The organism is Psychromonas sp. CNPT3 (genome assembly GCF_000153405.2).
GTDB lineage: Bacteria > Pseudomonadota > Gammaproteobacteria > Enterobacterales > Psychromonadaceae > Psychromonas.
This window is the reverse complement of record NC_020802.1, coordinates 781,864-796,784: the sequence shown is the minus strand read 5'-3', so window position 1 is coordinate 796,784 and position 14,921 is coordinate 781,864. Positions and strand designations below refer to the sequence as shown.

The 14,921-nt window shown below is 38.7% G+C and carries 10 protein-coding genes; 7 read left to right on the top strand and 3 right to left on the bottom strand.

Annotated features, from left to right (window positions below):
• Positions 1 to 23 precede the first annotated feature (23 nt).
• Positions 24 to 2,744: a DNA topoisomerase (ATP-hydrolyzing) subunit A gene (gene gyrA / locus PCNPT3_RS03500; RefSeq protein ID WP_015464489.1), complete on the bottom strand. Its 2,721-nt coding sequence runs from the start codon at positions 2,742 to 2,744 to the stop codon at positions 24 to 26.
• 250 nt (positions 2,745 to 2,994) lie between these two features.
• On the opposite strand from gyrA, the gene ubiG reads away from it, so the two are divergent.
• Complete coding sequence (gene ubiG / locus PCNPT3_RS03495) at positions 2,995 to 3,735, top strand: bifunctional 2-polyprenyl-6-hydroxyphenol methylase/3-demethylubiquinol 3-O-methyltransferase UbiG (protein ID WP_015464488.1); 741 nt, start codon at positions 2,995 to 2,997, stop codon at positions 3,733 to 3,735.
• Between the two features lie 125 nt (positions 3,736 to 3,860).
• Here ubiG and phoA read toward each other — a convergent pair whose 3' ends face one another.
• Both phoA and PCNPT3_RS03485 read right to left on the bottom strand, forming a co-directional pair.
• The gene (gene phoA, locus PCNPT3_RS03490) at positions 3,861 to 5,270 is read right to left on the bottom strand and encodes an alkaline phosphatase (RefSeq protein WP_015464487.1); all 1,410 of its coding nucleotides are present in this window, start codon (positions 5,268 to 5,270) and stop codon (positions 3,861 to 3,863) included.
• Between the two features lie 230 nt (positions 5,271 to 5,500).
• Positions 5,501 to 6,367: a LysR substrate-binding domain-containing protein gene (locus tag PCNPT3_RS03485; protein WP_015464486.1), complete on the bottom strand. Its 867-nt coding sequence runs from the start codon at positions 6,365 to 6,367 to the stop codon at positions 5,501 to 5,503.
• A gap of 125 nt (positions 6,368 to 6,492) precedes the next feature.
• Here PCNPT3_RS03485 and PCNPT3_RS03480 point away from each other — a divergent pair, with 125 nt between their 5' ends.
• The 6 genes from PCNPT3_RS03480 (at position 6,493) to PCNPT3_RS03455 (ending at position 14,775) form a co-directional block, all read left to right on the top strand.
• Entirely contained in the window at positions 6,493 to 7,623 is a 1,131-nt protein-coding gene (locus PCNPT3_RS03480; RefSeq protein WP_015464485.1) for an S-(hydroxymethyl)glutathione dehydrogenase/class III alcohol dehydrogenase, read from the top strand.
• Positions 7,624 to 7,696: 73 nt separating this feature from the next.
• Complete coding sequence (gene fghA / locus PCNPT3_RS03475; RefSeq protein ID WP_015464484.1) at positions 7,697 to 8,536, top strand: S-formylglutathione hydrolase; 840 nt, start codon at positions 7,697 to 7,699, stop codon at positions 8,534 to 8,536.
• Between the two features lie 594 nt (positions 8,537 to 9,130).
• On the top strand, positions 9,131 to 11,404 hold the full coding sequence (gene nrdA, locus PCNPT3_RS03470; RefSeq protein WP_015464483.1) for a class 1a ribonucleoside-diphosphate reductase subunit alpha: 2,274 nt from the start codon (positions 9,131 to 9,133) through the stop codon (positions 11,402 to 11,404).
• A gap of 75 nt (positions 11,405 to 11,479) precedes the next feature.
• A complete protein-coding gene (gene nrdB / locus PCNPT3_RS03465) occupies positions 11,480 to 12,625 on the top strand; it encodes a class Ia ribonucleoside-diphosphate reductase subunit beta (protein ID WP_015464482.1) in 1,146 nt (381 codons plus the stop codon).
• A 3-nt stretch (positions 12,626 to 12,628) separates the two neighbouring features.
• Positions 12,629 to 12,877: a class I ribonucleotide reductase maintenance protein YfaE gene (gene yfaE, locus PCNPT3_RS03460; protein WP_015464481.1), complete on the top strand. Its 249-nt coding sequence runs from the start codon at positions 12,629 to 12,631 to the stop codon at positions 12,875 to 12,877.
• 254 nt (positions 12,878 to 13,131) lie between these two features.
• Positions 13,132 to 14,775 carry a cation:proton antiporter family protein gene (locus PCNPT3_RS03455; protein WP_015464480.1) on the top strand — a complete coding sequence of 548 codons (1,644 nt, stop codon included), beginning with the start codon at positions 13,132 to 13,134 and terminating at the stop codon, positions 14,773 to 14,775.
• Positions 14,776 to 14,921 lie beyond the last annotated feature (146 nt).

Here is a 14,921-nt window from a genome sequence, read left to right as displayed (position 1 = left end):
TATTTTATTGTTACCATTTTTACTTATTCAGAAAGCGTCTCATCGTTGCTTTCTGTTATTTCGGGATCCAGCTCGGCTCCCTCTTTCTGCTCAACTGGGATGTTTTGTGTTGTTTCATCATCCTCATAAACAGGTAACTCATGTACCTCTTCAATGCGTTGTAGCGCCACTATTTTTTCATCATCACGCGTACGGATAAGCGTCACGCCTTGGGTATTACGTCCCACAATTGAGACACCATGTACCGGAGTACGCACTAACGTTCCACGATTTGAAATCAACATGATCTCATCGTTTTCATCAACTTGTACTGCGCCAACAACTTTACCATTACGCTCACTCACTTTAATCGAGATAACGCCCTGCGTCGCACGACTCTTCGATGCATAATCGCTCAATGGAGTACGTTTACCATAACCATTTTCAGTACAGGTTAAGATGTGCCCCGTTGCATTCGGTACAATTAAAGAAACCGCTTTTTCGCCTTCTTTAAGTTTGATACCACGTACACCCGTCGCAGTACGTCCCATTGGACGAACCCCTTTAAACTTGATCTCTTGTACGCCATTTTCATCGAGTACAGGGTTACCTTGCTCATCGACAACTAAAGTTTCTTCTGCTTCTTTAAAGCGTACAACTTTACCCGCATCTGAGAATATCATGATCTCATTCTCACCATTGGTTATCAATGCGCCAATCAGTTCATTATCATCATTTAAGTTGATAGCAATCAGACCACTTGCACGAGGACGACTATAAGCACTTAATGCTGTTTTCTTAACCGTACCATTGGCCGTTGCCATAAATACAAATTTATCATCATCATAGGTACGAACCGGTAAAATAGCGGTGATACGTTCGCCTTGCTCTAACGGTAAGATATTAATAATCGGACGACCACGTGCTTGACGAGATGCTAAAGGCAATTGGAATACTTTTAACCAGTATAAACGTCCACGCGTAGAGAAACACAAGATAGTATCGTGTGTACTTGCCACTAATAACTTATCAATAAAGTCTTCGTCTTTCATTTTCGTTGCTGATTTACCTTTACCACCACGACGCTGCGCTTCATAGTCGGTGAGTGGTTGGTACTTCACATAACCTTCATGCGATAGCGTCACGACAACATCTTCTTCAGTGATCAAGTCTTCCATACAAAGATCTGTCTCAGACGCGGTGATTTCAGTACGACGAGCATCTGCAAAATTAGCACGAACATCGTTTAATTCTTCAGTGATCACTTCCATTAGACGATGAGGGTTTTCTAAAATAAATAACAGAGCAGTGATAATTTCAATTAATTCTTTGTATTCATTTAATATTTTTTCATGCTCAAGACCCGTTAATTTATGCAAACGCATATCCAAAATGGCTTGGGCTTGTGTGTCTGTCATGAAGTACAAATCATCACGCATACCAAATTCAATCGCAAGTCCATCTGGGCGCGCAACATCAACACCTGACGCTTCTAACATCGCTGCGACATTACCGAGTTTCCAGCCTTGTGCTTGTAATGCAGTTTTTGCTTCAGCAGGCGTTGATGAATGACGAATAAGCTCAATGATAGGCTCAATGTTCGCCAATGAAATCGCCAAACCTTCTAATAAATGCGCACGGGCTCGTGCTTTTTTCAATTCAAACACGGTGCGACGTGTTACCACTTCACGGCGATGCAAGATAAATGCATGTAACATTTCTTTTAGGTTCAATAATTTAGGTTGGCCGTGATCCAGGGCTACCATATTGATACCAAATGACGATTGCATTTGTGTTTGTGCATAAAGGTTATTTAAAATAACCTCCCCCACTTCACCACGTTTCACTTCAATCACCATACGCATGCCGTCTTTATCTGACTCATCACGCAGTGCACTGATACCTTCTATTTTTTTATCTTTAACTAATTCAGCAATTTTTTCAATTAAGCGTGCTTTATTAACTTGGTAAGGTAGTTCATCAACAATGATCGTTTCACGACCTGTTTTTTCATTGACTTCAACGCGGGCTTTAGCGCGGATTTTTAATTTTCCACGACCGGTTTTATAACCGTCAATAATGCCTTTACGGCCATTTATAATGCCCGCGGTTGGAAAATCTGGACCGGGGATATATTCAATTAATTGATCAATAGTAAGATCAGGATTATTAATTAACGCTAAGCAACCATCAATCACTTCACCTAAATTATGTGGTGGGATATTGGTTGCCATACCAACCGCAATACCTGATGAACCATTAATAAGTAGGTTAGGTATTTTTGTTGGCATTACTTCAGGAATAAGCTCAGTACCATCATAGTTGGGTACAAAATCAACCGTTTCTTTATCTAAATCGGCCAATAATTCATGCGCGATCTTATCCATACGAATTTCGGTATAACGCATTGCAGCCGCGCTATCCCCATCTACAGATCCGAAGTTACCTTGTCCGTCAATCAACATGTAACGTAATGAGAAATCTTGTGCCATACGTACGATTGTATCGTAGACCGCAGTATCACCATGTGGATGGTATTTACCGATAACATCACCAACAACACGTGCTGATTTTTTATAAGGTTTATTCCAATCATTACGTAATACGTTCATCGCAAACAAAACGCGACGATGCACAGGCTTAAGGCCATCACGTACATCAGGCAAAGCACGCCCAACAATAACGCTCATTGCATATTCAAGATAAGAGTTCTTTAATTCATCTTCAATGTTAATTGGAGATACATCGGGTGCAAATTCACTCATAGGGATAGAGATCCTTAAATTTTTAGGGTGGACCAGTTTAACATAAAGCCAACACTAATGATTGCTTCTTTTATGCTTTAAATGGCCTTATATAAGCGCTATGGGTTAAATAAGCCCCTTTGCTTTGATTAGGTTGTTTTTTGAACAGCTTGTTTTTGTGTAAAATCGCTTACAGAGCCAAATAAATGCATTTATAAAACAAACAATATTGGGTACAATCTCTGTCTTTGAATTAACAGAGTACACCTGCATGTCTCAAAATATCCCATCCACTGAAAATGATAAATACGAAGAAAATGTAGATCCTAAAGAAATTGAAAAATTTTCAGCTATGGCGACGCAATGGTGGGATCTTGAAGGCGACTTTAAACCCTTACATATGCTAAATCCCACACGCCTCGAATATATCGAACAAGGTGTTGATGGTTTATTTGCTAAAAGTGTCGTTGATATTGGCTGCGGAGGGGGAATTTTAGCTGAAAGTATGGCAAAAAAAGGCGCTAAGGTGATTGGTATTGATATGGCACATGCCTCATTACAAATCGCACGTTTACATGCCTTAGAGACGGCAACCACATTAGACTACCAAAAAACCACAGCAGAGGCCTTTGCCAGCGAACATAAAGCGCAATTTGATGTGGTGACTTGCATGGAAATGCTAGAGCACGTTCCCGATCCCGCTTCTATTATCCAAGCGTGTTGTTCTATGCTAAAGCCCGGTGGCAGTGTGTATTTCTCAACCATCAATAAAACAATGAAAGCTTACTTGATGATGATATTAGGCGCAGAGCATGTATTAAGGTGGGTACCTAAAGGCACTCATGAATACAAGAAGTTTATTCGCCCTTCTATCTTACTGGCAGCAATCGATAACACCTCATTAAAGTGTGTCGATTTATGTGGCGTTGAATATCGCCCTTTACATCATGATTTTCACATTACAAAAAATGTCTCTGTTAATTATATGTTGCACTGCATTAAAGCTAAATAGTATTAAAACGCAATAAAACAAATGCACGTTAATAAAAATCCGACGTTATCAAAAAACAAATAGCGTCGGATTTTTGTAAAAGAAGAAGCCGATTTAAAACCGTATTACCTCTTTATTAATGATACTTATTTAATACCGAGGGCGCGTTTCATTGTAAAGAAGAGATCTGTTTGATCCGTTAAACCGACAATATTACCCGCATAAGGGCCATATGCTGCAACGCGAAGTTGTGCTCCCGTATGACCCATACTGTCGCCTTCCGAATTACCGTAACTTATCGCCATGGGTGCACCATCTTTTGTCATTAATGCTTGGGTTAGCCCTGGTGCTTTTGTCTCCGGGTACACAATTTGTGACGCATGCGCATGATCAGCGGTGACTATCACTAATGTATTGCCCTCTTTTTTAGCAAATGCTAGCGCGACCTGTACCGCTTCATCAAGATCGACCGTCTCACCTATTTGTCCACAGGCATTCGCCGCATGATCTTGTTTATCAATCGATGCACCTTCGACTTGTAAGAAAAAACCTTTAGGTGAATCTTTTAATAAATTAATCGCGACTTCTGTCATTTCACCTAATGTAGGAATGTTTTCAGTACGAGCAGGATTGTTTTTACAGATCACGGCCGGTTTATCTAAGTTGCCATGATAAGACGCTTTAGGTCCAAGCCAGCGTACCGGCATGTTACCGGGTGAAAATAGCCCGAGTAAAGGATGTTTTTGATCCGCTTTTTTAATACTTTGCATCTCTTTGACATTACTCACTAATTGATAGCCGCGAGCCAGTGCTTGTGCTTTTAATGTTTTACCGCGCCATTGCCCACTTAACGCTTTTTCTGAAAACGTTGCAGATCCACCACCAAGTACCACATCTGCACGCGTATTTAATAATTGCTCAGTAATCGATCCTTTGCCACCATTTTTAAGTAACGCTTCAGGACATTTTTTTGCCGTCACATTAGGTCCATAACATTTTCGTTGTGATACATGTGAATATAATGCAGCTGGCGTGGCATCTTGAATTTCAGCAGTAGATACATTCCCCGTGGCTTTATGTGCTTTTTTTGCAAGCTCAAGAATAGTAGGGTGTGCATTGCCAAAAACATCGACGCCTAATGCACCATTATATGTTTTAACGCCCGTTGACCACGCCGTCGCAGAGGCTGCAGAGTCCGTGACATAATCAGGTTTTTGTGTTTTTTTATTAAGGGAATAATGCGTATATTGGCCTGTTAATGGAAGTGCATCAATACCAGGAAAGAAACCACCAGCACCATACACATAGTTACGTGCAATCGTAATTTCTGAGTCGCCCATGCCATCGCCAATTAATAAAATCACATTTTTGGCACTCTTATTATTTTCTAGCATTTTTTGAAGCTCTGGGCTGATATCATTATTTAAGCGCCTGGCTCCTCCTTGTTGGGTTATATCACCCTGTGCACTGCGATCTAAGAATTGATTATTTGCATATACCCCAGGTGTTGCAAAAAAACCCATTAAAGCCAGTGCTGTCAATGCTGATGTTTTCATAATATTCCTAAGTTAATAATGTCTGTGCCGAGGAGACTAACCTATCTTTATTACATATTTATGGCACTTTTATGAAGAAAAATACACCAGCATCACTTTTGCTATGCAAGTCAGTAGATACCCCATAAAAATTTAGCCACCTAACACTCGCATCTAAGATGAACTATCTGCATTTATTTTTAATGCTTATCAGCGAAAACGCGCCCTATTGGTGCTATATCACATACTTTTTATTGTAAATTATTTGCCAAAAAGTCAATTAATAGCCGTATTTTAGGTGCAACATAACGATTTTCAGGATAAATAGCCCAAATAGCCTCATCGTTTGGGCGCACACTGTCTAACACTCTAATAAGTTGACCGGACTTAATATATTCATCTACATAGTCATTTGCAAGCTGGATCAAACCAATGCCTTTAAGCGCGGCATCCACCAGCCCAATACCACTATTACAGCGTATATTACCTTTAACGCGTATATTCTTTTCTTTACCTTGCTCATTAAAATGCCACATATCGCGCGTGCCTAATAAGCAATTATGTGTTCGCAATTCAGAGGTTGAGTGTGGCACTCCAAATTTTTCAATATAGGCTGGTGAGGCGCACACATAAGTTGAGCGTAGCGCCAATTTTTTAGCCAATAAATTAGAATCTTCTAAGCTCCCAAGACGAATAGCTAAATCAAACCCTCCCGCCAATAGATCAATTCGTTGATTACTCAACTCACTAATGATCTCTATTTGGGGATGTAATTTTATAAAATCATTTAATAACGGTTGAATTTTTTGCTCACCAAAGGTGATAGGGGCAGATAGTTTTATCGATCCTGATGCTTGCTGTTGTAAATTACTCAATGCATCTTCCGCAGCTTTTAAGCCTTCTAATACATTTTTACAATCTTTATAAAATAGTTGCCCTTCTTGAGTCAAACTCACTTTACGAGTACTACGATAAAAAAGTTTAATATTTAATCTTTTCTCTAATGCGCTCACTTGCCGACTGACTTGCGCTGTCGAAATATGTAAGTTCTTAGATGCCATGGTAAAACTTTGCGTTGCAGCGACTGCCACAAATTCATTGATCCCTTGCCAACTCATTATTACATCCTCGTAAAAGTGATTTGCATTTTAGGTGTATTATTATTTATTCAGTAACGACTATAATCATCAATAACAGAACAGACAAGTAGAATAAACAATCATTACTCAAAAAGGACAATACAATGACAGATAAATTTATCAAATCTAAGGCCGCTATCGCTTGGGGTCCTAATCAGCCTTTATCTATTGAAGAAATAGATGTCATGCTACCGCGTAAAGGTGAAGTATTAGTTAAAATCATTGCATCTGGTGTTTGCCATACCGATGCATTTACTTTATCCGGTGATGATCCTGAAGGCATTTTCCCCGTTATATTGGGCCATGAAGGTGGCGGTATTGTTGAACAAATTGGCGAAGGCGTAACCAGTGTTGCTGTCGGCGATCACGTGATCCCTTTATATACGCCGGAATGTGGTGAATGTGAATACTGCCTTTCTGGAAAAACAAATCTATGCCAAAAAATAAGAGAAACGCAAGGTAAAGGCTTAATGCCCGATGGCACAACTCGCTTTTATAAAGATGGCCAACCTATTTTTCATTATATGGGCTGCTCTACCTTCTCTGAATACACTGTTTTACCTGAGATAGCTCTCGCTAAAGTAAATCCAGATGCACCTTTAGAAGAAGTTTGTTTACTCGGTTGTGGCGTAACCACAGGCATGGGCGCAGTGATGAACACGGCAAAAGTAGAGGAAGGCGCGACCGTCGCTATTTTTGGAATGGGAGGCATTGGTCTTTCTGCTGTTATTGGCGCAACCATGGCAAAAGCGAGCCGTATTATTGTGATTGATATTAATGAAAGCAAATTTGCACTTGCTAAACAATTAGGTGCAACCGATTTTATTAATCCTAAAGATCATAAAAAACCTATCCAAGACGTTATTGTTGAACTCACCAATGGCGGTGTCGATTATTCGTTTGAATGTATTGGTAATGTCGATGTGATGCGCAGTGCATTAGAATGTTGTCATAAAGGTTGGGGCGAATCTGTGATCATCGGTGTTGCCGGTGCAGGTAAAGAAATTAGTACCCGTCCTTTCCAACTGGTCACAGGGCGAGTTTGGCGTGGCAGTGCTTTTGGTGGCGTAAAAGGTCGTACAGAATTACCTGATTATGTTGAACGTTATCTACAAGGTGAATTTAAACTTTCTGATTTTATTACCCACACGATGGGCCTTGATAAAATTAATGATGCCTTTGATTTAATGCATGAAGGTAAAAGTATTCGCAGTGTGATCCATTTTAATCTTTGATCCTATCAATAATCCTTTTCAGCTTTAAATCCATCTAAAGCTGAAAAGGCCTTTAAACAGAGAGCATTTTCTTATGATCATTGAAAACATTAGCAGTAATAAAGTATTTAATGGCTGGCATAAACAATATTCACATGCCTCCAACGTACTTCATTGTAATATGCGTTTTGCCATTTTTTTACCCCCTCAAGCCACAGCAGTAAATAAAGTCCCGGTTGTATATTGGCTATCAGGCCTGACCTGTAACGATGAAAACTTTATGCAAAAAGCAGGCGCGCTAAAAATAGCGGCTGAATTAGGCATCGCAATTGTAGTGCCCGATACAAGTCCTCGTGGTAATGATGTACCCGATAATAAAGAGTATGATCTGGGCATGGGAGCGGGCTTTTACGTCAATGCGACACAGGCACCTTGGAATACACATTATCAAATGTATGATTATGTATTGCATGAATTGCCAAAACTCATTGAAGCACATTTTCCTGTCAATGACGTGCGCTCTATCAGTGGTCATTCAATGGGAGGCCACGGCGCATTAGTATTAGCTTTACGTAATCCAGAAGTATACCGTTCTGTCAGTGCATTTAGCCCTATTTGCGATCCGCTACATTGCCCTTGGGGAACTAAAGCAATGCGCGCCTATCTCGGTGATAATACCGACACTTGGGCTAAATATAATGCCAGTGAACTCATTAAAAAAACGAAAAGTACGTTACCAATACGTATTGAACAAGGTGAGAGTGATCCTTTTTTAAGTGATCAATTACATCCACAAACGTTTATTGATGCGGCTAAAGTTAATAATCACCCGATTATTTTTAATTTACAACCGGGATTTGATCATAGTTATTACTTTATTAGCTCTTTTATTGAAGATCATTTACGCTTTCATGCCCTTTATTTAAAAAGTTAAACACACGATAACATTTGTTTTACAGCCCATTATCTTTATTAACAATGATGAATATGGGCCGTAAAACACACAAAAAAAATAAAATATAGGGCTCTTCTTTGCCTATCAACAAAAAAACTATTTTTCCGCGTTATCTAGCACACCTTAATGAAAACTAATCTGCCTTATCTTTTTTGCAAAGGTGCGTCATAAAAAAAAACAAAACCACACCTAAATCAACGCGCTATTTTTCTTGTGCTTTTTTATTAATCGAAGTAATAAACATGAAAAACAAGATACAAGCTGAATTTCTTATTAAAAATTATACACTCTTTTTAAAGTGCAAAAATATTCTAAATAATTATTGCATTTTACTAAAAACAGCTACGACTTAAAGACAAATGTTAGTAAGTACCAACACAAATGTCAGTTCTGATTTTATACACAATTTTATCCACAATAAGAAGAAAATTATTCACTTGAAAAAAAATAAAAACACGCTATCTTGTGTCTCCAGTTTCATACAAACACAATATATAGTGTTTTTGTGGGAAAACGCGGATCGTATAGATAACGATCAACGTCTTGTGATCATCACTCAATTAAGGCTGACCGATGAATAAAAAAATCTTTGTAACCAAACGTAATGGCTCGACAGAATGTCTCGATCTTGAAAAAATTCACCGCGTTATTACCTGGGCATCGGAAGGTTTAGAAAACGTCTCGGTATCACAAATTGAGTTAAACTCCCATATTCAATTTTATGATGGGATCCGCACCAATGACATTCATGAAACCATTATAAAAGCAGCCGCCGATCTTATCTCAGAAGACTCGCCAGATTATCAATATTTAGCGGCTCATTTAGCTATTTTCCATCTACGCAAAAAAGCATATCGCCGTTTTACGCCTCCTAGTGTCTTTGAACATGTGAGTAAAATGGTTTCAAAAGGTAAATATGATGCTCACCTGTTAGAAGATTACACTAAAAAAGAATTCGAAAAGATGGAGAAGTTTATCGATCACAAAAGAGATTTAACATTCTCTTATGCGGCCGTTAAACAACTTGAAGGTAAATACCTTGTACAAAATCGAGTTACTGGGGAAATTTATGAAAGCCCACAATTCTTATATTTGTTAGTCGCAGCATGTTTATTTAGCAATTATGATAAAAAAATACGTTTAGATTATGTGCAACGCTTCTATGATGCTATCTCAACCTTTAAAATTTCATTACCCACGCCTATCATGGCAGGTGTACGTACGCCGACAAGACAGTTTAGTTCTTGTGTTCTCATTGAAGCGGACGATAGCCTTGATTCAATTAATGCGGCAGCGAGTTCAATTGTAAAATACGTTTCTCAACGTGCCGGAATTGGTATTAATGCAGGACGTATCCGCGCATTAGGCAGTCACATTCGTGGTGGTGAAGCATTTCATACAGGTTGTATTCCTTTTTATAAGCACTTTCAAACTGCCGTTAAATCTTGCTCTCAAGGGGGCGTTCGTGGTGGTGCAGCAACCATTTTCTATCCCCTTTGGCATTTAGAAGTCGAATCTTTATTAGTGCTTAAAAATAACCGTGGCATTGATTCAAACCGTGTACGTCATCTTGATTATGGTGTTCAACTGAGTCGCCTCTTCTATCAACGTTTAATTGATAAAAAAGACATCACCTTATTTAGCCCTTCAGATGTCCCTGGCCTATATGATGCATTTTTTGAAGATCAAGATGAATTTGAGCGTCTCTATACGCTTTATGAGGGCGATGACAGCATTCGTCAGAACTCTATCAGCGCAGTAAACTTATTCTCTTTATTAATGCAAGAGCGTGCCAGTACAGGCCGTATTTATATTCAAAATGTAGATCATTGTAATACGCACAGTCCTTTTGACAGTAAAGTTGCCCCAATACGCCAAAGTAATTTGTGCTTAGAAATTGCGTTACCCACTAAACCGCTTCGTCATATTATGGATGAAGAAGGTGAAATTGCGTTATGTACGCTTTCGGCTTTAAATTTAGGCGCGATTAAATCTCTCGATGAATTAGAGCCACTTAGTGAACTTGCAGTGCGCGCATTAGATAATCTGCTTGATTACCAAGATTATCCGATTATTGCAGCTAAAAACAGTTCAATGGCACGCCGCACACTGGGTATAGGCGTTATCAACTATGCTTATTACTTAGCAAAAAATGGGGTTAAATATTCAGATGGCAGTGCCAATAATCTGACCCATAGAACTTTTGAAGCCATTCAATTCTACTTACTAAAAGCGTCAAATAAATTAGCAAAAGAGCGTGGCGCTTGCCCTAAATTTAATGAAACACGTTATTCACAAGGTATTTTACCGATTGATACGTATAAAAAATCAATCGATAGTATTTGTGATGAAAAATACCACCTTGATTGGGAAACGTTGCGTAAAGATATTGTTAAACATGGTTTACGTAATTCTACATTGTCGGCATTAATGCCTTCAGAGACATCAAGCCAAATATCAAATGCAACGAATGGTATTGAGCCTCCACGTGGTTTTATCAGCATTAAAGCCAGTAAAGATGGTATTTTAAAACAAGTGGTTCCTGAATTTGAGAAATACCGTGAAAATTATGAATTATTATGGGACATCCCAAATAACAAAGGTTATATAAATTTAGTTGGCATTATGCAAAAATTTATCGACCAAGCTATTTCTGCTAATACAAATTATGATCCGAAACGTTTTCCTAACGAAAAAGTATCGATGACCACCCTTTTAGGTGATCTTTTAACGGCTTATAAAATGGGATTGAAAACGCTTTATTATCATAATACCCGTGATGGTGCGAGTGATGAAAATGTCATTGCAGAAACGGATGACTGTGCCGGCGGCGCGTGTAAAATTTAACTCTTTTAAGATAATAACGGATCCGTGTGAGCCGTTATTATCTTGATATTAATCTCTAGACTTGAGGAATACCCCATGGCCTATACTACTTTTTCAACAATTCCCAATGATGCATTAAAAGAACCCATGTTTTTTGGTAACCCAGTCAATGTGGCACGTTATGATCAACAAAAATTTGAAGTGTTTGAGAAACTCATTGAAAAACAATTAAGTTTCTTCTGGCGCCCTGAAGAAATCGATGTGAGTCGAGATCGCATTGACTTTATGAACTTACCAAGTCATGAGCAACATATCTTTATTTCAAATTTAAAATATCAAACATTGCTTGATTCTATCCAAGGTCGTAGCCCTAATATGGCTTTGCTTCCGATTGTCTCTTTGCCGGAGCTTGAAACATGGATTGAAACATGGTCATTTTCTGAAACTATCCATAGCCGTAGCTACACTCACATTCTCAGAAATTTATTTACGGATCCGAGTGAAGTTTTTGAAGATATCGTGACCAATGTGGAGATCCAAAAACGCGCGTCAGATATTGCCCAATACTATGACGCATTGATCCATGCCGTACAATTTATGCAATTACATGGTTTAGAGCAGTCTAAAATTGAATATCTGGATCTCGATGGCAACCCTGAAAAACTCACGTTGCGCGTTATTAAGAAAAAATTATACCTTTGCATGTGCTCTATCAATGCATTAGAAGCCATCCGCTTTTACGTTTCTTTTGCCTGCTCATTTGCTTTTGCTGAGCGCGACTTGCTCGAAGGTAATGCAAAAATTATAAAATTAATTGCCCGTGATGAAGCGTTGCACTTAAACTCTACGCAGCAAATACTTAACATTTGGGCCGATGGGAAAGATGATCCTGAAATGGCAGAAATTGCCATTGAATGTCACGCCAAAGGTCGAGATATCTTTTTAACAGCAGCGGCTCAAGAAAAAGAATGGGCGGCATACTTATTTAAAGATGGCTCAATGATTGGCTTAAATGAAGTTATTTTATGTCAATATGTTGAATACATTAGTAATGTGCGTATGCAAGCGATTGGTTATGAAGCGCCTTTTGAAATAAAAAACAACCCTATCCCTTGGATAAATCACTGGCTAATTAGTGATAATGTACAAGTTGCCCCACAAGAAGCTGAGATCAGTTCATACCTTGTCGGTCAAATTGATAGCAAAGTCGATACTGATGAACTAAGCAGTTTTGAACTATAGAAAATGACTTTCATCTGCACAATTAATAAGCAACACTACCTTTTTGATAAGCAAAAAAGCTTACTTGAAAACTTAGAAGCGCATGCACTCAGCCCTGAGTTCCAATGTCGAGATGGACATTGTGGTGCATGCCGCTGTTTGCTTATTAAAGGCCAAGTTAACTATCCAAATATCCCCCTTGTTTATTTACGTAACAATGAGATTTTAACCTGTTGCAGCCGAGCAGATGCAAACATAGAAATAGCATTATAGAAACAGATAAAAGCGCCGAAAACATTTTTATGGCGCTTTTATGCTCTGCTCTTATTTTTTTATGTGGCAGGTGTTAACAACGCTTTTTATTTTATTATTTTATGATAACTTAGTGAATACTCACCGCACAACTGCGTAATAAACTACTGTAATGCGTACAAAAAGCACAAAATAACTGAAATTAAAGCAGATTTATTGTATTAATTAATTTATTCTCTAAAATACATCAATTAAACAACTCATTAAGTGAATGCATGGATCATACCCTACTACTTTTTATTGGTACCGCCTTTAGTTTTGGGATGCTTATTAATATGACAGGCCTACCTCCTATGGTGGGTTTCTTAATTGCAGGTTTCGCACTTAATTACTTAGGTTTTGAAGAAAGCCAAACACTCAGTACACTCGCCCATTTAGGCGTCACGTTATTACTATTTTCGATTGGTTTAAAACTCAATATTCGCACTCTTTTAAAAAGGGAAGTTTGGGGTGGTGCCAGTATTCAGATGTTTTGCAGTGTACTTTTTTACAGCCTACTTCTGCTTATTTTTAAACAACTTGGTTTAAGCTTTTTTAATCATTTAGACACCCCTGGTTTAATTTTAGTCGCCTTTTTACTTAGCTTCTCAAGTACTGTTTTTGCCGTGAAAATTCTTGAAGCCAAAAGTGAAACAAATTCACTTTATGGACGAATAGCTATTGGCATGTTGATCATGCAAGATATCTTCGCCGTGCTATTTTTAACCATTTCAGTGGGTGAGCTTCCCTCCATCTGGGCTTTTGGGCTTTTTGCCCTTCCTCTGTTGCGTCCTATTTTGTTTAAGTTACTTGATAGGGCCGGCCATGGGGAGTTATTGGTTTTATATGGTGTATTTTTAGCCTTAGGCATGGGCGCAGGTTTATTTGAATATTTAGGCTTAGAGGCCGATTTAGGCGCCCTTGTCGCAGGTATGCTACTCGCAAGCCATCGCACGGCTAAAGATATGGCCAATGCATTATTTAATATGAAAGAAATATTTTTAATTTGTTTCTTCTTAAGTATCGGCTTAAAAGGCCTCCCTAATATTGATCACTTTATGATAGCGATCCTGTTATCTTGCCTTTTATTGGGTAAAACAGCTTTGTATTTCTTTACGCTAACCAAATTCAATCTACGCTCTCGCACCTCTTTATTTGCGGCGTTTTCTCTTGCCAATTACAGTGAATTTGGACTCATTGTTGCATCCTTAGCTTATGCTAAAGGCTGGTTATCTTCCGATTGGCTCACCATCACCGCCATTGCGGTTTCACTCAGCTTTATTATTTCAGCCTTACTCAATAAATACTCAGATCCTATTTACAGTCACTTTACGCACTCTTTGAAACGCTTCCAATCCAAACGTTTACATAAAGATGATCGTCCTGTACGGGTAGGTGATGCTCAAATATTGGTAATGGGTATGGGCCGTATTGGCGTCGGTGCATATGATGCCTTAAAAATACATTATGGAAAAAAAGTCATGGGGGTCGATTATGATCACCAAACGACTATCAAGCATCGAAAATTAGGGAGACGCGTGATCACCGGCGATGCACTCGACTCTGATTTTTGGACTAAATTACAGCTCACGGATAACATTAAACTGATATTACTGGCAATGCCGGATCATAACGGTAATCGTTACGCCGCCGAGCAATTAAACAAAATAGATCATTATAATTTTAAAGTTGCCGCATTAGCGCACTATAAAGACGATGAAAAAGAATTACATAAACTCGGTGTTGCCCCAGTGTTTAATATGTATGAAGAGGCGGGTTCTGGATTTGCTCACCATGTATGGGCAGAGCTTGCCGACACGTTAAGTGAAGAAAACGCCCTTAAAGAGACTAAAAATCCAAATGTTAATTTTGAAGAATAATCATATCTATGAATACGCTAACGCAACCTCTCTGTCGCGTTAGCGTTCACTTTCACCTTCCCTTTTTATTTACCGCCTTGCGCTGCAATAAAAATAAACGCCTTTATAAAGCAACGTGCTATTCTCTAATTTCGTTCTGTTTTGCA

Bases quoted from the DNA above. Each gene is read 5' to 3' on its own strand.
- fghA (WP_015464484.1), top strand. From the start codon at position 7,697: ATGATCATTGAAAACATTAGCAGTAATAAAGTATTTAATGGCTGGCAT.
- yfaE (WP_015464481.1), top strand. From the start codon at position 12,629: ATGACTTTCATCTGCACAATTAATAAGCAACACTACCTTTTTGATAAG.
- nrdB (WP_015464482.1), top strand. From the start codon at position 11,480: ATGGCCTATACTACTTTTTCAACAATTCCCAATGATGCATTAAAAGAA.
- PCNPT3_RS03480 (WP_015464485.1), top strand. From the start codon at position 6,493: ATGACAGATAAATTTATCAAATCTAAGGCCGCTATCGCTTGGGGTCCT.
- nrdA (WP_015464483.1), top strand. From the start codon at position 9,131: ATGAATAAAAAAATCTTTGTAACCAAACGTAATGGCTCGACAGAATGT.
- PCNPT3_RS03485 (WP_015464486.1), bottom strand. From the start codon at position 6,367: ATGAGTTGGCAAGGGATCAATGAATTTGTGGCAGTCGCTGCAACGCAA.
- phoA (WP_015464487.1), bottom strand. From the start codon at position 5,270: ATGAAAACATCAGCATTGACAGCACTGGCTTTAATGGGTTTTTTTGCA.
- ubiG (WP_015464488.1), top strand. From the start codon at position 2,995: ATGTCTCAAAATATCCCATCCACTGAAAATGATAAATACGAAGAAAAT.
- gyrA (WP_015464489.1), bottom strand. From the start codon at position 2,744: ATGAGTGAATTTGCACCCGATGTATCTCCAATTAACATTGAAGATGAA.
- PCNPT3_RS03455 (WP_015464480.1), top strand. From the start codon at position 13,132: ATGGATCATACCCTACTACTTTTTATTGGTACCGCCTTTAGTTTTGGG.